At 68.2% G+C, this 20809-nt stretch carries 21 protein-coding genes and 1 pseudogene; 5 read left to right on the top strand and 17 right to left on the bottom strand.

Annotation, left to right across the window (positions count from 1 at the left end; genetic code table 11):
• Positions 1-147 precede the first annotated feature (147 nt).
• Together OG734_RS08175 and OG734_RS08180 are read right to left on the bottom strand one after the other, a co-directional pair.
• Positions 148-663 carry a hypothetical protein gene (locus OG734_RS08175; protein ID WP_330286801.1) on the bottom strand — a complete coding sequence of 172 codons (516 nt, stop codon included), beginning with the start codon at positions 661-663 and terminating at the stop codon, positions 148-150.
• A 251-nt stretch (positions 664-914) separates the two neighbouring features.
• Entirely contained in the window at positions 915-1559 is a 645-nt protein-coding gene (locus OG734_RS08180) for a hypothetical protein (protein WP_330286802.1), read from the bottom strand.
• Between the two features lie 108 nt (positions 1560-1667).
• Between OG734_RS08180 and OG734_RS08185 the strand changes: the two genes are divergently transcribed.
• The 4 genes and pseudogenes from OG734_RS08185 (at position 1668) to OG734_RS08200 (ending at position 4798) form a co-directional block, all read left to right on the top strand.
• Positions 1668-2768: a barstar family protein gene (locus OG734_RS08185; protein WP_330286803.1), complete on the top strand. Its 1101-nt coding sequence runs from the start codon at positions 1668-1670 to the stop codon at positions 2766-2768.
• An 11-nt stretch (positions 2769-2779) separates the two neighbouring features.
• Positions 2780-2905: a hypothetical protein gene (locus OG734_RS08190; protein WP_330286804.1), complete on the top strand. Its 126-nt coding sequence runs from the start codon at positions 2780-2782 to the stop codon at positions 2903-2905.
• A gap of 427 nt (positions 2906-3332) precedes the next feature.
• Positions 3333-3566 (top strand): annotated as a pseudogene (locus OG734_RS08195) (Fic family protein); the annotation flags it as partial.
• Positions 3567-3577: 11 nt separating this feature from the next.
• Positions 3578-4798, top strand: a complete 1221-nt coding sequence (locus OG734_RS08200; protein WP_330286805.1) for a metallophosphoesterase — start codon at positions 3578-3580, stop codon at positions 4796-4798.
• Positions 4799-5072: 274 nt separating this feature from the next.
• On the opposite strand, the gene OG734_RS08205 is transcribed toward OG734_RS08200, so the two are convergent.
• The 4 genes from OG734_RS08205 to OG734_RS08220 form a co-directional block, all read right to left on the bottom strand.
• Positions 5073-6728, bottom strand: a complete 1656-nt coding sequence (locus OG734_RS08205) for a M48 family metalloprotease (protein WP_330286806.1) — start codon at positions 6726-6728, stop codon at positions 5073-5075.
• Between the two features lie 150 nt (positions 6729-6878).
• Complete coding sequence (locus OG734_RS08210) at positions 6879-7151, bottom strand: hypothetical protein (protein ID WP_330286807.1); 273 nt, start codon at positions 7149-7151, stop codon at positions 6879-6881.
• Positions 7144-7584 carry a hypothetical protein gene (locus OG734_RS08215; RefSeq protein WP_330286808.1) on the bottom strand — a complete coding sequence of 147 codons (441 nt, stop codon included), beginning with the start codon at positions 7582-7584 and terminating at the stop codon, positions 7144-7146. The genes OG734_RS08210 and OG734_RS08215 overlap by 8 nt, the downstream gene beginning before the upstream one ends.
• 528 nt (positions 7585-8112) lie before the next feature.
• Positions 8113-8337: a hypothetical protein gene (locus OG734_RS08220; protein ID WP_330286809.1), complete on the bottom strand. Its 225-nt coding sequence runs from the start codon at positions 8335-8337 to the stop codon at positions 8113-8115.
• A 154-nt stretch (positions 8338-8491) separates the two neighbouring features.
• On the opposite strand from OG734_RS08220, the gene OG734_RS08225 reads away from it, so the two are divergent.
• A complete protein-coding gene (locus tag OG734_RS08225; protein ID WP_330286810.1) occupies positions 8492-9064 on the top strand; it encodes a DUF4760 domain-containing protein in 573 nt (190 codons plus the stop codon).
• A 1018-nt stretch (positions 9065-10082) separates the two neighbouring features.
• Here the strand turns inward: OG734_RS08225 and OG734_RS08235 are convergent.
• From OG734_RS08235 to OG734_RS08285, 11 genes are all read right to left on the bottom strand, one after another.
• Positions 10083-11003 carry a pseudouridine-5'-phosphate glycosidase gene (locus OG734_RS08235; RefSeq protein WP_330286811.1) on the bottom strand — a complete coding sequence of 307 codons (921 nt, stop codon included), beginning with the start codon at positions 11001-11003 and terminating at the stop codon, positions 10083-10085.
• A 1-nt stretch (position 11004) separates the two neighbouring features.
• On the bottom strand, positions 11005-12120 hold the full coding sequence (locus OG734_RS08240) for a PfkB family carbohydrate kinase (RefSeq protein ID WP_330286812.1): 1116 nt from the start codon (positions 12118-12120) through the stop codon (positions 11005-11007).
• Positions 12121-12197: 77 nt separating this feature from the next.
• Positions 12198-12608 (bottom strand): hypothetical protein, encoded by a 411-nt coding sequence (locus OG734_RS08245; RefSeq protein WP_330286813.1) that lies wholly within the window; start codon positions 12606-12608, stop codon positions 12198-12200.
• A gap of 229 nt (positions 12609-12837) precedes the next feature.
• Entirely contained in the window at positions 12838-13212 is a 375-nt protein-coding gene (locus OG734_RS08250) for an IS110 family transposase (RefSeq protein WP_330286814.1), read from the bottom strand.
• Positions 13213-13322: 110 nt separating this feature from the next.
• Positions 13323-13676, bottom strand: a complete 354-nt coding sequence (locus OG734_RS08255; protein WP_330286815.1) for a cupin domain-containing protein — start codon at positions 13674-13676, stop codon at positions 13323-13325.
• Between the two features lie 166 nt (positions 13677-13842).
• Positions 13843-15252, bottom strand: a complete 1410-nt coding sequence (gene aspA, locus OG734_RS08260) for an aspartate ammonia-lyase (protein WP_330286816.1) — start codon at positions 15250-15252, stop codon at positions 13843-13845.
• A gap of 181 nt (positions 15253-15433) precedes the next feature.
• Positions 15434-16717, bottom strand: coding sequence for an NAD(P)/FAD-dependent oxidoreductase (locus OG734_RS08265; protein ID WP_330286817.1), 1284 nt, complete (start codon positions 16715-16717; stop codon positions 15434-15436).
• 42 nt (positions 16718-16759) lie between these two features.
• Positions 16760-17425 (bottom strand): haloacid dehalogenase type II, encoded by a 666-nt coding sequence (locus tag OG734_RS08270; RefSeq protein WP_330286818.1) that lies wholly within the window; start codon positions 17423-17425, stop codon positions 16760-16762.
• 44 nt (positions 17426-17469) lie between these two features.
• Entirely contained in the window at positions 17470-18405 is a 936-nt protein-coding gene (locus tag OG734_RS08275; protein WP_330286819.1) for an aldo/keto reductase, read from the bottom strand.
• Positions 18402-19856, bottom strand: a complete 1455-nt coding sequence (locus OG734_RS08280; protein ID WP_330286820.1) for an aldehyde dehydrogenase family protein — start codon at positions 19854-19856, stop codon at positions 18402-18404. The genes OG734_RS08275 and OG734_RS08280 overlap by 4 nt, the downstream gene beginning before the upstream one ends.
• The gene (locus OG734_RS08285; protein WP_330286821.1) at positions 19853-20806 is read right to left on the bottom strand and encodes a succinylglutamate desuccinylase/aspartoacylase family protein; all 954 of its coding nucleotides are present in this window, start codon (positions 20804-20806) and stop codon (positions 19853-19855) included. The genes OG734_RS08280 and OG734_RS08285 overlap by 4 nt, the downstream gene beginning before the upstream one ends.
• Positions 20807-20809: the final 3 nt, after the last annotated feature.

A 20809-nucleotide genomic window follows, 5' to 3' on the forward strand; every position in this document is an offset into this window, starting at 1 on the left:
CCAGCAGCGCGGATCGCGCAGTACGGCTGTGGCAGCTGAAATTGCACGGGTGTTGCTCTTCTCCAGCTCCCTCGGCATGGATCGTTGCTGATCACGGTGGTTTGCCGGGTCAACGCTTCGGCTGATCGCCCCAGCCGCATCCCTCATTCAGTGGCTCGGGAAGACGCTGGGAGACGGCACCCCTGCCGTCGTACACGCGGACTGCGGCTCGTTCTCTACGGCCAGTTCCCTGATGGTGACCTCGGACCTCCGATGGCCGCGCCCGTCCGGTGTGACGGTGAAGGTGAAGCACCCTGTCATATATGTCTCGCTGGTGAGGAGGACCCCCGGCCCGACGCCCAATAGCTCTGCCGTCACTATGACATCGGGACCGTGGCGCTCGATCCTGACCAGGCCCTGAGCCGGCTTTCCCTGAGGGAAAACCCGAGCGATCTCGCTGTCGTCCAGCACACCGTCGGCCGCCGCCCCGACGAGCTTTTCCTGCCGAGTCTCAGCACCACTCCGCATATCAGCGCGGGCCTCTCCCTCGGCGCGGTCATCCGCCGTGGCCACCCGGATCCACAGTCCGATGATGCACACAAACAGCAGCACGAGCACAGCCAGACAACCGTTGAACAGACACCCTCTGGCCGTTCCACTCCGCACCCCGTCGCGTCTCCCCATGACCCGAGCATGCCGGTGCCCAGACAGGCCAGGGGGCACGAGTCCAAGCTGTTACTCACTCCACCCCTGCGCGAGACCAGTCACCCCTGGGCTTGATGCGCTTTGACGGACACCCCTCGCCCGAGTTCCTCCAGCCACGACACCATCGCCGCCTCCAAGGCGACGTCCTGGGACACGACGATCCGCCGTCCGACCACGAACGGCAACGGCGCACGGCATCACCAGCTCGCTACAGAGGAGCCACACCCAACTCAGCTCGGGTTGCCAGGAGATTCGTTGCGCAGCCTCCAGATTTCCTTCCACCGGCGGGCGTGATCGGCCGCCAACAGCGGGTCGGGCGCGTCGGCCCGCTGCACCGCGAGGCTGACCCTGCATTCCCTGCACAGCTGATGGATCCGGTAGACGCCGTCGTGCCAGGCGCTGGTGTTGTCCCGGCTTTCGCATACACGGCACGTCAGGGCAGGAGCTTCATCGGGCGGGACCGACGACCGGAGTACCCGCCCGACGACCACTGGCAGCGGCTCGTCGGGATGGATTGTCGGCTCGGGACAGTAGGCGATGTTCCCCCACCCACGCTGCCGGTCTCGCCAGGACTCGTCTGCTTTCACCTGCCGAATGCCACGCGCTTTGTCCGCTCGGCGACTGCAGGCATAGGCACGTTCATCGGCGAGCCAGAGCTGTCGGGCATGGTGCAACTCCTCGACGGCGCGCATCAGCGAGCTCGGATCCTTCTCCAGATCCTTGGGAATCCCCGCGCTGACGCAGAGGTGGTGGTAGGTGGCTCGAAAGCCGTAGGGCACGAAGTGGACGAGGCAGGACCGCAGATTTGTATGCCGGACACGCGCGGGCAGGCCCTCGTCGTAGACCCGTCTCCGGTGCGTGTTGAAGCTGCTCATCCCAGGACGCTACGGCGTGGCGAGCACGGACCGCACTTCACTTTGGCAGCCCAACGTTTCGCCCCTGCCGTGCGGAAAAGGGCTGCGCCTCGAAAGCCGGGTCCGGGCATGATTTCCACCGTGCATGAGGACAAGAACGATCACGGGCGGGCACGATACACGCTGACCGGGACGGAGCATGGCCATGCCTGGGGCGTCTGCGCCGAGGCGGAGGGGCTGTTCGGGGAACCCCTGCGTGGGACATACGAGCTGTTCGGCTGGGTTGGCGAAGGAGCGGAGGTGCACGGCTGGGCCGGCAGCCGGGTGTGGTTGGTGCCGGAAGACGAGGCACTCGGGCCCTGGCTGCTGGAGGACGCGGAGAGCGTAGGGCAACTGCTCGCGACAGACAGCCTCGTACTCACCGGTCTGGACGACTACGAAGGTCCGCCCGAGGGGCACAGGGGTCCCGTCCGAGTGCACGACGGGCACCGATGGCTGGGCTCCTGCCGGGAATTCGCCCGTGTCCTGCCGCCCGAGCAGCAGGTGGCGCCCCCGCTCGTCCTGCAGGGGCTCGCCCAGGGGGATCGGCTGCGGGCAGCACTGACAAAGGGCACCCGGCGGGCACTGGATCTGGAGGAGGCCGCCCTGGAGATACAGGACGACCGGGGCGAGCCGCTCACCGAACGACTGCTGTGGGCCCAAGTCAGCACCTGGCGCCCATCCCCCTACGGGACGAATCTGATCGACCTGGAGCTCCACGGCGAGCTCTTCACGCCCGTTCCCGAATACGCCCGGCCCATCTGGGAGCGCTGGTTCGCCGGGCCGCCGGACACTCTGGGTGCCTGGGCCGGGCTCGACACCCGCCGCCGCGGGGCCTGGCTCGATCTCGTCCGAGAACGGGCCTGCCGGCGTACCCACCATGACCGGCCCGCTGATCATGCCTATGAACTCGCCGGTCGGCCCATCACCGACGTACCGGGCCTCTACCTGGCACTCGGCGACGCGGTGAACGGTCCGGGCGGCTACTTCGGCGGCTGCCTCGACGCCCTCGACGACTGCCTGCGCGGCACCTTCGGCTACACCGCCCCCGCAACCCTGCTCTGGCGGGAGGCCGCGACCGCACGCGAACACCTGTCCCGGACCCTCACACCGGACGGCCGGCCCTACAACCTGTTCGCCGAACTCCTCGATGTCCTGGCCGAGGGCGGCATGCACGTCACCCTGGCATGAACGATTCCCCGATGCCAGGCACCGACGCCACCACCGCGTCCGACGTGGTGCTGCCCAACAGATCGGCCGAACCCCAGGCACCCCCAGGGCGACAGCAGCTGGGGACGTACATCAAGACGGCACGGAATACGGAGTGATGTGGCACTCAGCCGCGCGCAGTGTATGCAGGCTCAACTGAGCCTTCTCAACCGAGATGTCGGGCTTCTGCCGAGACTCGAGCATCAATCCCTGGCGACTTGGGCAGGTCGTCGCTGAACGTCTGTGCGCTGGGATCCTCCGTATCAGCGGCTATTCCCGACCGTGGCCAGGCTCGACAGCTCACTGCTCAGGCTGCTCCACGCCGCCAGGTTCGAAAATCTCCCCAGTACCGAGTGAAGCAGCCCAATTGTCGGGCCGCGAGTCCGTGGCGGCCGGGTACGAGCAATGCAGACTTGCGTTGTGGACTTGGATGGCGATTTCCTCCATGCCGGAGTCCCGTCCGAGCACATCGAGGAAGCACTGGCCTGGCTGTTCGACAGGTGGCGACACGCGTAAGCAGAAGCCGTAGGAGCCGACCGGGAGGTCGTTCTCCACACGCCAGCCGGGTTCCACCACGAATTCGTCTCGATCATGCCGTTCCCGGACGGCAACGGTCGCCTGGCCCGGATTATCCTCGAACAGGCGGCCTTCGAACTCCGCCGCAGAGGCGTCGCCACCGACCTCACAGCCGGCCGGCCCGCCTACTTCAAGGCACTACGAGGCGCCAACACGGGCGAACTGAACCCGCTGGTGGAGCGTTTGCGTGCGGCTCTGACTTAAGGAGAGAAAGCGTGACCGCCACCAGCGAAGCCCGATCCGACGACAGTGCAGCGCACGAGACCCAGCGGACGCGACTGCACCGCCTGATGCGCTACCTCCCCCTGATCGCCCCCGTCCTGCTGTGGACCGTGCCCTGCTGGCTGCTGCTGCACGCTGGCCAGCACTGGTCGCTCCCCGTGGCGCTGGGCGGCACCGCCCTGTTCGCCCTCGGCCTCGTCGGTATGCCGCTCGCGATGGTGCGCGGCCACGGCCGACGGCAGCAGGACCGGGCGGCGATCATCGGAGACACCCTCCTTGGGACCAGCTGGGTTCTGTTCACCTGGTCCGTTCTGCTCGGCGTCCTGCTGCGCCTGGCCCTGACCGTGACCGGCGTGGGCGAGAGTCAGGACCGGGCCCGGATCGTCACCTGGGCGGTCCTCGGCACAGCCGCCGTGCTGCTCGTCTGGGGGTACGCCGAGGCCCGCCGGGTGCCACGCGTGCGCCAGCTCGACGTGCAGCTTCCGCGCCTGGGCGCCGGGTTGGACGGCCTCCGCGTCGTCCTCATCACCGACACCCACTACGGCCCGCTCGACCGCACTCGCTGGTCGGCGCGGGTATGCGAGACGGTGAACACGCTGCAAGCCGACCTCGTCTGCCACACCGGCGACATCGCGGACGGCACGGCCGAACGCCGCCGCGCCCAGGCCGTCCCACTCGGTACCGTGCGGGCCACCCGGGCCCGGGTCTACGTCACCGGCAACCACGAGTACTACAGCAAGGCCCAGGGCTGGGTCGACCTGATGGACGAGTTGGGCTGGGAGCCGCTGCGCAACCGTCATCTGCTGCTCGAACGCGGCGGCGACACCCTCGTGGTCGCGGGCGTGGATGACGTCACCGCCGAGTCCTCCGGCCTCGCCGGCCACCGCGCCCACCTCGCCGGAGCCCTGCACGGCGCCGACCCCGACCTGCCCGTCCTGCTCCTGGCCCACCAGCCCAAGTTCGTCGACCGGGCGGCAGCAGACGGCATCGACCTCCAGCTCTCCGGCCACACCCACGGCGGCCAGATCTGGCCCTTCCACCACCTCGTCCGCCTCGACCAGCCCGCCGTCGCCGGCCTCAGCCGCCACGGCACCCGGACCCTCCTCTACACCAGCCGCGGCACCGGCTTCTGGGGCCCGCCGTTCCGCGTCTTCGCCCCCAGCGAGATCACCCTGCTCGTACTCCGCTCCCCGCAACGACCCCCCACGCCGTAACACGGAGCAGGCCGACCATCTCTCATGGACCGGTTCACCGAGTCGCAGCCTGCCTCGTCCACCCATGCCGGACGCCGTCGGTCGGCCATTTCAACCTCGTCCGAGTACTGATTCAGCGCCCGCGGCCTGGACGTCGGCCACCTCGTCCCGCTCGCCGAAGTCCTCAACGGCTGCCGAACGAAACGACCACCGTCATCCTCGCCATGTAGTGACTACCGTCGTACCGAGTTGACGCGGCGGTCGACTACGTCGCGGCTGCCGATGCCTCCTGCCGTTACCCGAAGGCGAGCAGGACGTGATAGTCCATCAGACCTGCGTAGTTGATCAGCAAGGTGGTCAAGGCTGCGGCGATCCCGGCCGACAGTGGTGGAAGCAGGTACAGGACCGTTCGATGCAGGGGTCGGGTTCGGGACGATAGCAGGGGTACGAACGCGGCGAGAAGCAGGAAGGACACGGCCAGGACCGCAAGCGGTGTCACCAGGAAACGACGGGCCGTTTCGAGTGGGTCGGTCCAGATTGTCGCCCACCGGATGTAGATCGCCACAAAGGTGAGAGTGGTGGCCAGTGGCGCCGCTCGCAGGATGTCAGGCACCGCGTTGGCTCCTGCTATGAGGATGGCCAGGAGCACGGCCAGGCCAGCTCCGGCCGCTGACCACATGTCGAGCAGTTGGACCGCGGCCTTCTCGTCCGCCTCGATGGGCGATACCGTTCGCAGGCGTACTGTGCAGGACGCTGCGGCCGCGGCGCCAGCGGAGAGCAGGACGATCAGCGGTGGGATCCGCGACACCGTGGTCCCACGGAGACGCCAAGCGAACACGCAGCCCAGTACGGCGGCGACCGCGAGGGGCCCGGTCCATGCCGCCCTCGTCGCGAGGATCAGATATTCGGACGGTTTGAACAACCGCACGTACACCGATGAGGCTGTGCCGATCCAAAACGCGAGTCCATAAAGGATCGTGGTCGCCAGCATCGGCACCATCCATCCGCCTACGCCCTCGGCACGCCACCACGCCCGGGCCAACGACACGCAGATCACAGTCGCCCCGGCGGTCGCCAGGGGAAGAGTGACCAGCACCCACCAGGTGCCGTACGGGCCGTCGGACGTGGCGCCGGTGCGATTGACTCCGATGTACAGCCCGATCGGCACAGCCAACGGGACTGTCAGGTATGCGCCCGCGCGGTGCCACCAGGGTGCCCGCGAGTCTGGGGGCGGCTGGTGCCACCATGCCGGACCGCACGCCACCGCCAACATCAGACCGGCGAGGGTGGCGTCAATCGCCAGGGTCCAACCAGCTACCGGCGTGTTGGTGAACGCCGGCGTTGTCACCTGATAGGAGGCCGTGATCACGGTCACCGCGAGGGCTCCGGCGACCAACTCGTCAAGACGGCCGAGTACAGCCGGTGGTGTCCGGGTGCCCAGGTAGGTCAGTCGTTGCTGCGGGGTGGGATGCGTCCCGGCCAGACGCTCCCGCAGCAAAGTTGGTCGGGCCTTGGCCCGCTCGAGCATGGCGGTCAAGCCGGGACCCGCGCCGTCGGCCGCTGCGTGCGCGTCCGCCTCGTGTTCCCGAGCTCGGCCGATACGTGCCGCAATGATCCACGCGGCCACGGCCAGCAGAGCGACCCGGGCGGCGTAGTCCAGCCAGATCCAGCTGATCAATGAGCCCAGCACCGAACGGTCACGCCCGACGAGCGCCGCGATCGTGGTCACGAGAACCGGAAGCACGGCGACAATCGGCAAAGCCCATCGCAGCCCACGAACCAGCCACACCAGGCGCACGTCGCCGGCGGCGACGTGCGCGCTCTCGTGCTGCAACACCGCCGCGATCTCAGCTGCGGGTCGGCGCCTCGCGCCGCGCGGCATCACGATGTGCGGCTTGCCCAGGTACTGGACAGTGAACGGCTCGACGAGCTCAGGCCGGCCGAGCAGCACCGGCGGGCCTGGGGCAGGCCAGTGCGGCGGAGGATCGGACAGTGGTCCGATCCGGCGCATCAGCCGGCGCGGCAGCCACCAGGTCAGAATCAGTCCGATCGCGACGATCGCCGCGCCCCCGACGAACCCGGACGCGGCCCGCTGGCGCTCCTAAGGGGCAACGCAGGCGAGGTATCTGGTCTGGAGTTGCAGCCACTCCTGCGGATCGCTGAGCAGTGGCCCGACCGACTGCGCGCACCTCAGCTGCGTCTCAAGCCACGCCGCACCGCGCACCTCGTTGAAAATCAGCGCACCAGCGGTGATTCCGGCGACCGCCATAACGACCATCAGCAGCAAGTAATGTCCGCGGGTCGGTGAGGTGAGCTGGTTCGGACGTGCGCGGTCCTCAGCTGCTTCGGTATCAGCTAATGACGTCTCAGTCACGCTTGCCGCCGTTGCGCAGGCGCAACGCACCGACCACAGCCAAACCCAAGGTGTCAGCCTCCTCGGATGTGACCTTTCCCTGAAGCATCAGGACGACTGCGGCGCAAACCTCCTCCTCCTGCTCCGGGGCCAACGGATCGAACGAGCCTTGCGAGTGGCCACGCAGCCGCGCCAGTCCCGCCTTGGTTTTCTCGCTCAGCGCCGCAGCGGTCTGCTCCGCGAGAGCACCGCCGACCGCGCCGAACAGCGCTGCCACCGCTGGAAGCAAGAAGTCGGCCAGCGGCAGCATGTCGACACCCATGCCGACCGGCGGCCGCGCCCGGGGGCGGCCTTGGCGCTCAAACCGCTCCAGGGCCGCGTCGAGATCCTCGACTTCGTCCGGATAGGAAGACAGGAAAGCCTGCCGGGTAACTTCCATGACTGCTGGATCCACGAAAATTCCTCACCCTCGATATTGGACGCACACGGCAGAGCCGCGACTGGCTCGATACCGCGAGTCCAGCTTTCGCTTCACGCAGATCACGAAAAAGGTGATCCCTCAGCCGCCTGCATCCGCACCGCCTCCCGGCGCAGCCGCCCCGCACCAGCCCTCCCGCCCCCATCCGCATCTCTCGCACCAGTGAATACGGTCACCACACCACGCCCGTCGCAGACTTCGGAGATGTTCACCCAAACGAGCCGAAGTCAATAACATCGCTTGACAACAGCGTGGGGAGCAAGGCGAGGGGGCGTCCACCCCAGCCGATGCCCTTCCGCCTACGGACGCTGGCGCGTTCCTCATGTCGCGCGGCGAGGACGTCGGGATGCCGGGCGTTGGAGTCCCTCCGGCCCGCTGCGACAGTGGCCAACTCCCACCACCACATCCGGCCCGCGGAACACAGCTCGCCCCTGTCCCCCATGTTGTTCCACCGGAGACGCTCAGCGGCTTCCTCACCGGCGGTCGAATATCCTTCCCCACCGGTTATGGACCTGGCGGCGGCCTGAAGTTCTGATCTGGTCCAGGGATGACCGAGCTGATCCACCGCCAGATGGCCGCAAGAATCGTGTCGTCGCCGCGTCTTTTTGCTTCGGCCGCGATCACCGCGGCATCCTCACCGCGCTCGAACCGCTCGGCCGCCTCCAGCCTCAGCAGTTCCCGCTTCTCCTGCTCGGCGGGCGTGTACCCGCCCCTCTGCGCGTACCTCATGATCCCGTCGTACCGCAGGGATCAAGAAACGTCACGATCCCGCAGGCGCTACGAGTGAACCTGAGTAGCGACGGGCTCACTACAAGAGCAGGCAGAAATGTTCCAGATGTGTGCATCCGGCTTGTCAGCTGCGATTCCTCTCTAGCTTGATCGGATGCTCAAAGCGTTCCTCATCAACGTGCTCCCAGTCGTCATCGCCGTGGTCGCCATCGCTGTTCCCACCTGGATTGGTGTCCGGCAGACGCGGATCAGCCAGCACGTGAACAATATTCAGGCGATGATCACTCTGCTCGACGAGTTCCGGTCAGCCGCGTTTCACGACCAGCACGACTATGTGTGCAACCGTCTTCAGCAGGAACACGACCCGAGCGAGGGAGTGCGCGGGCTTCCCGGCGAGGCGAAGGCGGCCTTCTGCAATGTCGTGTACTACTACCAGTCCTTCGCCACCCTGACCGTCTTCCAGCTCGTGGACGAGAAGTTGTTTCTTCCGCTTCTACGTCACCGGATCATCAACGTCTGGAGGGCCACCCAGCCATTCGTAGAACGAGAGCGCGAGTTGCGAGGAAGCGACAGCTCATACCTCTCAGCGTTCCAGGAACTCGCCCGCCGGACGGCCGAACTGCCCAGCACGTATATCCACGACCGCATTCTCGACACCCGGCGCAACCGGCGAAGGCGGTTCTCCTTCTGGACAAGCCGCCGACGTTCCGCACCGGACGGCATGTGATCCGGGGCCAGCACAGCTACGGCAATACCGCGATGAGTACTCAGCCTGACTCTACGAGTTCAACCTGAGTAACCACGCCGAAACCGCCACGGACATCAAGCTCCAGAAACGGATCATGGCCGGTCGCGCCGGCGTCCCGCTCCTACGGCAACGCGTCGTCCTGATCGCACACTTGAGACGCCACGGCTCCTCCAAGACCACGTCCCCGTAATGATCTCCGGCTACAAAAATCTTGCCAGGGCCCTCGAAGCACAGCACGCGGCGTGGCAGCGCGCAGCAAGCCTCGTCGAATACGTCGGCGCACTCCGACTTCACGCAGAAAGTCTGCCGCCCGGGCCGGCCAGGGAGGAAGCCGACGCATGGATCGCGTGGACCGAGAGCCACGTCCAACGCCTGAACCCGCTCAACGGTTCACCATTGCTACCCGAAATCCCCGAGCCTCGCACCGAAGACCTCCAACCGGTCATGCACGGCTGGAGCCCCTACGGACCCACCTGAGCACCCACTCCGTCAGACTCCCGGTGCCGGCGACGGGTGACCCAGCCGCCGCCGAGACGAGATACAGACGGCGAGAGCACGGCCCCTCGTACCGTGCCCCTCTTGCCTTCGCGTCTCACAAATCTGTCACGGACTGGATCGACGCCACCGATTCTCTACGCTCTGACCTGGCCTTTCGTGGCCCCACATGCTCTCACTGGACCGGTATGGACGGCGTTTCCAACCTGTGCCATGTTGTACCCAGTGAGGGACCCAAGATCAGGACAGGTGCGTCTTCTGGCCCGTCAAAGCGGTATTGAAGGGTGTTGGTCTGTGCGTCGCTCACCCGACTTACGCTCCCACATCTCACAACTGCCCCTATGACGGGGGGTGTGAGGATGTGGGCCGGATCAGGTGAAAGACCTCGCGGGCGACCTGGCGTTTGAGACAATCGGACGATCTCACGCCGGGTCTTGCCCTCGGCGATGCGGCCTTCGTTCGTCCCGGTCGGCGATGCTGCCGTTGGCGGTCACGCTGTCACCTACTTCTGGGCGTATGCCTTGGCGATGCGAGCGCCCAGGCGAGCGTTGTTGTTGACCAGGGCGATGTTGGCGCGGAGGCTTTCACCCTCGGTGAGTTCGACGATCTTGCCCAGCAGATACGGGGTGGCGTCCTTGCCGCCGACGCCGGCCTTCTCCATCTCGGCGATGGCTTGCTGGATGATCCCCTCGATGCGTTCGGCGGGGATCTCGTCGGCCTCGGGGATGGGGTTGGCGATGTTGAGACCGCCTGTTCCGCCCAGTTCCCAGTGGGCGCGCATTACGGCGGCGATCTCCTCGGGGGAGTCGGCGCGCAGGGGGGAGGCGTGGCCGCTGGTCCGGGAGTAGAAGGAGGGGAACTGGTCGGTGCCGTAGGTGATGACCGGGACGCCGAGGGTCTCCAGGGTTTCCAGGGTCAGCCCGATGTCCAGGATGCTCTTCACCCCGGCGCTGATGACCGCGACGCGGGAGATGGAGAGCTCGGTGAGGTCGGCACTGGTGTCGAAGGTGGTCTGGCCGCCCCGGTGCACACCGCCGATGCCTCCGGTGACGAAGACGGGGATCCGGGCGAGTGCTGCCAGTCGCATGGTGCTGGCCACCGTCGTCGCGCCGTGGGCTCCGCGGGCGACGACGTGGCCGAGGTCGCGGACGCTGACCTTGGCGACGTCGGGGCTGGTGGCCAGGAGTTCGAGGTCGGAGGCTTCCAGGCCGATCCGGGGCCGGCCGTGCAGGATGGCCACGGTGGCGGGGACGGCGCCGTTGTCCCGGATGATCCGCTCGACTTCGGTGGCCATCTCGACGTTCTGGGGGTAGGGCATGCCGTGGCTGATGATCGTGCTCTCCAGGGCGACGACCGGATGGCCTTCGTGCAGGGCGTCGCGGACCTCGTCGGTGATCGTCAGCCGGGGGTGGTAGGCGGTCATCTCAGTCTCCGTAAGGGTGGTTCAGCGCGTCCTCGACGAGGCGCGGGGTCAGGTCGGGTCGTACGGTGTCGGTGGCGGCGACGGTCAGCGCGGCGGCGGCGTGGCCGAAGCGCGCGGCCTCGACGGGCTCGGCGCCGCCCAGGACGGCGTGGACGAAGGCGGCGAGCATCGAGTCTCCGGCGCCGGTGACGTCCACGACCTCGGTCCGGGGCGCAGGCAGGAAGGTGTGGCCCTGGCCCGCGCTGCTCAGCAGGCTTCCCCCGGGGCCGAGCCGCACCCAGACGTGGCTGACGCCCCGGTCGTGCAGTGCGGCGGCGGCGGACAGTATCTCCTTGTCGGTCCCGACGGGGAGGTCCACCAGTGCCTGGAGCTCGTCCTTGTTGGGCGTGACGGCGAAGTACGGCCGCTCTGGGACGATCCCGGGGCCCAGCAGGGCTGCCTTGGGGACGCTCACCGGGTCGATCACCACCGGAACGTCGGCCGCTTTGGCCAGGTCGGCGACGTAGTTGAGCGTCGCCGTGGCGAGGTTGCCGTCGAGCACCAGCATGGCGGCGCCGGCCACCAGCTCGCGGATGTGGTGGAGATCGGCGGGGGACAGCTCGTCCGTGGCAGTCATGTCGGCGACGGCCACCAGCAGGTCGCCGTCCGCGTCGAGGACGGCGGTGTAGGTGCCGGTGGGGTGGGTGCTGCGGTGGACATGGTCGGTCCGCACCCCTGCGGCCTGGGTGTGGCGCAACAGCGATTCGCCGGCCGGGTCCCGGCCGATGGCGGCGACCAGGTGGGTCGGCGTACCCAGCCGGGCGAGATTCTCGGCGATGTTGCGCCCGACTCCGCCCGGACTGGTGTGTGAGCGGCCGGGGTTGCTGGTGTGCCGGGTCACCGGTGCCAGACTGCGCACTTTGTGGTCCATGTTCGCCCCGCCGACCACGACCACCGCGTTCTCCTGGCGCACGATGTAGCCGCGCCCCAGGATGGCGCCCTTCTTTCCGAGGTTGGAGAGGTGGACGTTCACTGCGGTGCGGGTCGTGCCCAACGCGTCGGCCAGCGCTTGAGGCCCGGCCAGGGGGTCACGCCGCAAGAGTGCCAGGATCTCGCGCTCCCGTTGCGTCAGCATCATGCTTACCATAATAAGGCTTCCTTGCTCGAATAAGGAATGCTGGTAGTCGCGAGAGCGCCGGTGCGCGGGGCGTTCTGTCAGGGCCATCGAGCGCAAGGCTCGGAACGGGGCGAGGAAGACAGTGCGCGTCCGATCCATTCCTGGGGAGGCAGCTGGTGCGCGGGCGGCCCGCCGACCGTTTGCGAATCTGTGTCAGCGGTGGGCTGCACCACCGGGCCGGCGAGTGGGCCGACACGGCCGCACGCCCTCTCGAGGGCCAGCTCGCCGAGATCGTGCAGGAGATCGGCCTTCGCGGCCAGGCAGCCGAACACAAGCGACAGGCCGACCTGGAGGCAGCACACCAGAAGCGCCTGCGATGGGAAGCCGCCAAGCGTCAGGCCACGACCGAATACGCAGAGGCATACCGTGTCCGCCACCTCGAAGCACAGCACGCGGCGTGGCAGCGCGCAGCGGGCCTCGTCGAGTACGTCGGCGCCCTCCGACTTCACGCAGAGGCTCTGCCAGCCGGGCCGGGCAGGGAGGAAGCCGAGGCATGGATCGCGTGGGCCGAGAGCCACGTCCAACGCCTGAATCCGCTCAACGGTTCACCGCTGCTACGGAAATCCCCGAGCCGCGCACCGAGGACCTCCAACCGTTCATGCACGGCTGGAGCCCCTACCCCTACGGACCCACCTGAGCACCCACTCCGTCAGGCTCCCGGTGCCGGCGACGGTTGACTCAGCCGCCACCGAGACGGGATAAAGACGGCGAGAGACACGGCCCCGCGGACCGTGCTCTCGCGATCTGCACCGGCCCGTCGCCCGCTTTGGCCCGGGCGCGCGCCCGCCCGCTCAACACGGCTCGCGCCGCGTTCTGGGCATCGAGCGGATCCGACTTGCCGCGCCGGCGGCGATCTGCCCGATCCATCCAGTTCACGTCAAACACGTCCACGCCCTGGGCCAGCAGATAGCGCGACAGGGACGCCCCGTAGGAGCCGGTCCCCTCCACCCCGGCCCGCCGCACGGCTCCCAACTTCTTGGCCCACTTCAGCAGATCCCGGTAGCCAGCCACAGTGGCCGGGAACTCGTCGGTGGCTATCTCTGCCCCTGTCACGCCGACGCGTCCGGCCGCGTGACAACAGCGGCCACCTCATGCCGCCCCGACGCCCCGAACTGCTCACTGCGGGTGACAAGTTAGCCGATGAGTCCGGTCAGCCCGCTGCCTCACACTACGATCACGTAGATCTTGCGCACGGTTTCGATGGTCTTCCAGACGCCGACGAAGCCGGGCTTCATGACGAAGCTGTCGCCTGCCTTGTAGACCACCGGCTCGCCACCTTCCGGCGTGAGTTCGACGATGCCGGAGAGGATGTGGCAGAACTCGAAGGTCTCGCCCTTGATCGAGCGCGTCTCGCCGGGCGTCGCTTCCCAGACGCCCGTACGGATCATCTCCCCGCGGGCGACGTCCTGGGCCCAGGTCTTGAAGGCGGGGTTGCCGGAGATCAGGCGTTCCGGGAGCGGTCCGGACTCGCGCGGAGCGAAGGAGGGATTGTTGTCGATGGTCTGCAGAAGCGACATGTTTTTCCTCTTCTGAGCTTGAAGGTCAGTAGCCGCAGCACCGGTCGATGAGCCTGGCCGGGTGCCGGTGTAGATCGATCAGCAGTCGGGACGACTTCGCACCCAGGCTTCACGGCCGCCGTCCCAACGAAGCGTCTGTTGCCCGCCGAGCTGGCGCGCCGGCGTGTCAGACCAGGACCTGGTCGCTGCCCGCGACCGCCTCCGGGCGCAGCAGGTCGGCGAGTCGTTCGGCGGGCAACAGGCCCTTTTCCAGGACGAGTTCGGCGACACCGCGGCCGGTGACGAGTGCCTCTTTGGCGATGTCGGTGGCGGCCGTGTACCCGATGTAGGGGTTGAGGGCGGTGACCAGGCCGATGGAGTTCTCCACGCTCGCGCGCAGCGCCTCGGTGTTGGCGGTGATGCCGTTCACGCAGCGCTCGGCGAGGGTGAGGCAGGCGGCGCGCAGGTGGGTGATGGACTCCGACAGGGAGTGCAGGATGATCGGCTCGAAGGCGTTGAGCTGGAGCTGTCCGGCCTCGGCGGCCATGGTGATGGTGACGTCGTTGCCGATCACCTCGAAGGCGACCTGGTTGACGACCTCGGGGATCACCGGGTTCACCTTCCCGGGCATGATCGACGAACCCGCCTGTACCGGCGGCAGATTGATCTCCCCGAGCCCGGCGCGCGGCCCGGAGGACAGCAGCCGCAGGTCGTTGCAGCTCTTGGAGAGCTTGACCGCGACCCGCTTCAGCACCCCCGACATCTGGACGAAAGCCCCGCAGTCCTGGGTCGCCTCGACCAGGTTCGCGGCTGTCACCAGCGGCAGCCCGGTGATCGCGGAGAGATGACGGCGGGCCGACTCGGCATACCCGGCGGGGGCGTTGAGGCCCGTACCGATCGCGGTGGCGCCGAGGTTGATCTCATGGATCAGCTCGACCGCCTCCGCGAGTCGGCTGCGGTCCTCCTCGATCATCACGGCGTACGCCGAGAACTCCTGACCGAGCGTCATCGGTACCGCGTCCTGGAGCTGGGTGCGACCCATCTTCAGCACGTCGTGGAACTCGACCGCCTTGCGGGCGAAGGCGTCCTGCAGCACGGTCATCGCCTGGAGGAGCCCGCGCACCGCGAAGACGGTCGCGACCTTGACGGCCGTCGGGTACACGTCGTTGGTGGACTGCCCGAGGTTGACGTCCTCGTTGGGGTGCAGGTGCCGGTACTGGCCCTTCTCGTGGCCCAGGAGTTCCAGCGCCCGGTTCGCGATCACCTCGTTGGCGTTCATGTTCGTCGAGGTGCCGGCCCCGCCCTGGATGACGTCGACGACGAACTGGTCGTGCAGCTTGCCCGCGCGGATCTCCTGGCACGCCTCGACGATCGCGGCGGCCTTCTTCGGCTCAAGGAGCCCGAGTTCCTCGTTCGCGAGGGCGGCGGCCTCCTTCACGGCGGCGAGGGCGTCGATGAGGTGCGGGTAGGCGGAGATCGGCGTCCCTGTGATGGAGAAGTTCTCCGTCGCGCGCAGGGTGTGAATGCCCCAGTACACCTCGGCGGGAACGTCCCGGTCTCCGAGCAGGTCGTGTTCTCTGCGGGTGGCGGCGGTCATGGCTGTGCGGACCTTCTCTTGGAGCGGTTTCAGGCATGGCAAACGGGGCACACCCGCAGTCATCGGGGCGTCAGCCGCCACACGAACGTCTCAAGGGGGACGCTGTGTCCCGTAACGGCGGGGGGCTTCCCACGACCACTTCGCGGAAAGCCCCCGCAGTGTCACCGAGGTCGGCGTCGCCTCAGCGCAGGCGGTCCTTCACCTTGTAGTAGGCGCCGCCGAACGGCAGGAACCAGGGCGTGCCGTTGTAGAAGGGGACGGGGACCTTGGGGAAGCCCAGGCCGCGCAGCGGGTTGGCCTCCGGCTTGCCGTCCATCATCTCGGCGACCGCCCGGCCCATGTAGGTGGCCATCTGGACACCGTGACCGCAGTAACCCATCGAGTAGTACAGGCCGTTCTCCTCCCCCGCGTGCGGAAGACGGTCCCAGGAGAAGCCGACCATGCCGCCCCACACGTAGTCGACCCGCACACCCGCCAACTGCGGGAAGATCTCCGTCATCTCCCGCTTGAGGATGTCTCCGCTCTTGACGTCGGAGGCCGGGTCGGAGGGCGCGAAGCGGGCCCGGCCGCCGAAGGCCAGACGGTTGTCGGGGGTCAGGCGGAGGTAGTGGCCGATGTTCTTGGAGTCGACCACCAGCCGGGCGTTGGGGATGAGCTCCTTGGCGCGTGCCTCACCGAGCGGCTCGGTGACGATGATGAAGCTGCCGACGTTGATCAGCCGCTTGCGGAACCACGGCAGCGCCTTGTCCGTGTAGGCGTCCGTGGCTGCCATGACCTGCTTGGCGCGGATCGTGCCGTTGAGGGTCTCGACCACGAACCCGCCGCCGGGGAGGCGGGTGAGGCCGGTGGCCGCGTTCCGCTCGTGGATCTCCGTGCCGGCGCGTTCGGCGGCCTCGGCCAGGCCGTGGACGTACTTACCCACGTGCAGGGCGGCACTGAGCGGGTCGAGCAGAGCGCCGTGGTAGTAGTCCGAGCCCAGCTCGGACTTCAGGTCACTGCGGGTCAGGAGCTGGGTCTCGTGGTCGAAGTTCTCGGCCAGATCACGCTGGGTGGCCCGCATCGACTCGAAGTGCTGGGGCTTGAAGGCCACACCGAGGCGCCCTGCGCGGTTGAAGTCGCAGTCGATCTTCTCGGTGTGCGCGAGTTCCTCGACGACGTCGACGGCCTCGCGGAAGGAGTCGTAGAGCTCGCGGGCGCGCTCCTGGCCATAGCGCTTGCGGGCCTCGCCGACACCGATGGTGAGGCCCTGCGTGCACATGCTGCCGTTGCGGCCGGAGGCGCCCGAGCCGACCTTGTCCTTCTCGACGAGGACGACCCGGGCACCCTTGCGGGCGGCGTGATACGCGGTGGACAGGCCGGTGAGGCCGCCGCCGATGACCACCACGTCCGCCTCGGCGGGCAGGTCCTTTCCGGACCGGTCGGGCAGGGCTGGCGCGGTGTCGAGCCAGTAGGGGATCTGCTTCATGGCGTGCGTCCTCTGTGTTCTCTGTCCTGTGTCGCCGTGTTGTCAGCAGCCGAGCAGCTTCGGCAGGCCCGACAGGTCGGTCAGCTCGTCGTAGGGCTGGTAGTCGGCGCTGCCGGGGCGGCCGAAGCGGTTGATCCACACGCGGCGCTTCAGGCCGAGGTCGCGGGTCGGGATGTGGTCGTACTCCCAGCCCTGCGCGGTGTGGATGACCTGCGAGGGCTCGACGCCCATGGTCTTGAAGGCGTGTTCGAAGGTCTGGCGGTCCGGCTTGTACGCGCCGGCCTGCTGGGCGGTGATGACGTGGTCGAACTCGACGCCGATGTTCTCGACGTTGCGCGCGATCAGGTTGTCGTCGCTGTTGGTGATGATGGCGATCTCGTACTTGGTCTTCAGTGCGCGCAGGGCGTCCGGGACCTCCGGGAAGGGGCCGAAGGTGGGGACGGCCTCGACGAGGGCGTCGCCGTCGGAGGTGCGGTACTCCAGACCGTGCAGGCGCATGGCCATCTGGAGGCTGGAGTGCAGGATCTCGTGGTAGGGGCGGTATGCCTCCAGGACGGCCTGGAAGCGCATGACGCGGAAGTCGTCGAGGAACTCGTCGACGTCCAGGTTGTCCAGGTCCAGCCGGTCGGAGAGGACCTTGAGGGTCGTGGGGCCGAGCTGGAAGTCGATCAGGGTGCCGTAGGCGTCGAAGGTGACGATCTCTCGCATGGTGTTCAACCTCGGTTTCCGGTTCTTACAGGGAGGGGGAAGGGTCAGACGATCCGCTCGCCGGGGATGACGATCGCGTCCAGGGCGGCCAGGTCGGCCGCGTCGGGGATCCAGTCGGCCGCCGCCGCGTTGGCGGTGACCTGTCCGGGGTTCATGGCGCCGCAGATCACGGAGCCGACGGCGGGCAGGGCGGCCAGTCCGCCCACGGCGACCTGGAGGAGGGTCAGGCCGCGTTCGGCGCCGTACGCGGTGAGCGCCTCCACGCGGTCGAGGGCGGCGTCGGTGAGCCAGCCCTGCCGCCAGGACAGCCGGCTGCCGGGCGGGGGTTGCTCGCCGCGCCGGTACTTGCCGCTGAGCAGGCCGTTGGCCAGCGGGTAGTACGGCAGCAGTCCGATGCCGTGACGCAGACAGGCCGGGATCAGGTCCTCCTCCACGCTGCGGTCGAGCAGGTGGTAGCGGGCCTGGGTGGACACGAAGGCATCGCTCAGGTCCTCGGCCGGGAGAGCGGAGCAGCCGAAGTACCCGATCTTGCCCTCGTCGACGAGTTCGCGCAGGGCGGCGATCGTCTCGTCGAGCGGGGTGACGTCCGGCTCGTGGTACTGGTACAAGTCGATGCGGTCGGTGCCGAGACGGCGGAGCGAGGCTTCGACGGCGTACCGGATATAGGCGCGGGCACCTCGCCGACCGTACTGATCGGCCTCCGGCCCCATCTCCATGCCGAACTTGGTGGCCAGGACGACGTCGTCGCGGTTGCCCTTGAGGGCGGCGCCGAGCAGCCGTTCGCCGTCACCGCGCGTGCCGCCCTGTTCGCCGAACCCGCCGTACATGTCGGCGGTGTCGAACAGGGTGACCCCGGCGTCGAGGGCCGCGTGGACGACGGCCTTCGTGCCGTCCTCGTCCAGGCGGGAGCCGAAGTTGTTGCCGCCGACTCCGACCACGGAGACGGCCGGACCGCGTTCGCCCAGCGTGCGGTACCTCATGACCGGCTCCCGAACCCGATACAGACGTTCTTCGTCTGCGTGTAGCTCGCCAGGGCTTCGAGGCCCTTCTCCCGGCCCCAGCCGCTGTGCTTGTAGCCGCCGAAGGGCAGCTCGACGCCGGTGCCGACGCCGGTGGCGTTGACGGAGACCTGGCCGGCCCGGATGCCCTCCGCGAGGCGCATCGCCTTGTCGATGTCGCGGGTCCAGACGTAGGAGGAAAGGCCGTACGGGCTGTCGTTGGCGATGTCCAGGGCCTGGTCCGCGTCGTCGAAGTCGATGACGGTGACGACGGGGCCGAAGATCTCCTCGCGGGCGCAACGGGCCTGGTTGGTCAAGCCGGTGAGGACGGTCGGCTCGATGTAGTAGCCGTCGGCCAGAGCCGGGTCGGACGGTGCGCCGCCGCCGACGCGCACCGTCGCGCCCTCCTGCCGGGCCAGGTCGAGGTAGCCCAGCACCCGGTCGCGCTGGCGGGCGGCGACCAGCGGGCCGATGTCCGGGTCGGACAGGCCGGGGCCGACGCGCAGGGTGGCGATCTTCTCCACCAGCCGGTCCAGGAACTCCTCCGCGCCGCGCTGGAGCAGCAGGCGCGTCCCGGCGGAGCACATCTGTCCCGCGTTGCTGAACGAGGCGCCCAGGATCGCGGTCAGCGCCAGGTCGAAGTCGGCGTCGGCGAAGACGACGAACGGCGACTTGCCGCCCAGCTCGGTGACCGACGGCACCACGTTGGCGGCGGCTGCCTGGGCGACCTTGATGCCGGTGGGAACCGAGCCGGTGAAGGTGACCTGGTCGATGCCGGGATGCCCGGCGAGGGCAGCTCCCGTCTCGCCGTCGCCGGGGACGACGTTGAGGACACCCGGCGGAAGCCCGCACTCCAGTGCGATCCTGCCGATCTCCAGCGGCGTCAGCGGCGCCTCGGGAGAGGGCTTGAGCACCACCGTGCAGCCCGCGGCCAGCGCCGGAGCAGAGCCCCTCGCGGTGTTCTGCAGCGGGTAGTTGAACGGGATGATCTGGCCGGAGACGCCGATCGGCTCGCGCACGGTGTAGTCGAGCAGCCCCGGGCCCAGCGGGATCGTGGAACCGCCCAGCTTGTCGGCGAAGCCCGCGTAGAACTCGAAGTAGCGGGCGGCGGCCTCGACGTCGGCCTTCGCCTGGCTGAGCGGCTTGCCGGTGTCCTGGCTCTCCAGCCGCGCCAGCCGTTCGCCCTGGTAGCGGATGGCCTCGGCGATCCGGTACAGGAGCCGGCCACGGTCGGCTGCCCGCATCCGGGCCCATTCGGGCGCCGTGAACGCTGCCCTGGCCGCGGCCACGGCCTGGTCCACGTCCGCCTTGCCGGCCAGCGCCACCGTGGTGATGGCCGTGCCGTCGGACGGGTCGAGGACGGTGAAGGTGCGGCCGTCGGCGGCGGGTAGCTGCTTGCCGTCGACGAGGAGCAACTGGGTGCCGCCGCTCATGGCCGTATCTCCCCCTGCACCTCACCGAAGATGACGACCTCGTCGCCCGGACGGACGGTCCGGATCCGGCGCACCCAGAGCACGATGCCGTCCTGCGGGGCGATCACCTCTTCCAGCGTGTTGCCGTAGTGGTCGACGATGTGGGCGATCAGGTCGCCCTCCTTGCAGGTCTCCCCCGGCTCGGCGTGTCCGAGGAAGAAGCCGCCGGACGCGGAACGGGCGAAGGTGCCGGAGGTGGCGGTGTAGCTGTCGCGCAGCTTCACCTCGCCGTCGATCATCTTCAGCTGCCGCATGATGTTGTGGATCGACTCGACGTGCAGCTCGACGTTGGCCTCGCGGTAGGTGCCGCCGCCCGCCTCGATGGTGACGGCGGGCTTGCCCGCCGCGAGGGTGGGGTGGCGGACCGTACCGCCCCACTTGCCGCCCTTCCAGACCAGCTCGTGACCGGCCGCGAGAGCCAGGTCCGTGGCGAGCTCCTCATAGCCGCCCTGGAGGATGACCAGCGGGGCGATCTCGCCGAACGTGCCGCCGGTGTGCAGGTCCACGAGCGCGTCGATGGCGGGGACGACCTGCTCGACGAAGGTGGCTGCCAGCCGCAGGGAGTACGAGCCGTCTGCGTCACCCGGGAAGATCCGGTTGAGGTTCAGGTAGTCAAGGCCGCTGGTGCGGGCGGCTGCCTCGAAGGCGGGGGTGTTCATGCAGGGGATGCCGACGAGGGTGCCGCGCAGGGTGGCCGGGTCGAGGTCGGCGAGGACGCGGCGGATGGCCTCCTGGCCGTCGTACTCGTCGCCGTGCACACCCGCGTCCACGCACAGCACGGGACCGTCCTGGGCGCCGTTGACGACGATGAGCGGGATGCCCAGCTCGACGCCGTAGCTGCTGGTGCCGACCGGGATGAGGCCCTGGGCGCGTTCGCCGGGGGAAACGGTCAGCGGACCGATGGAGTACATGTC

The sequence above is a fragment of the Streptomyces sp. NBC_00576 genome (assembly GCF_036345175.1).
In the GTDB taxonomy this organism is placed as follows: Bacteria; Actinomycetota; Actinomycetes; order Streptomycetales; family Streptomycetaceae; genus Streptomyces.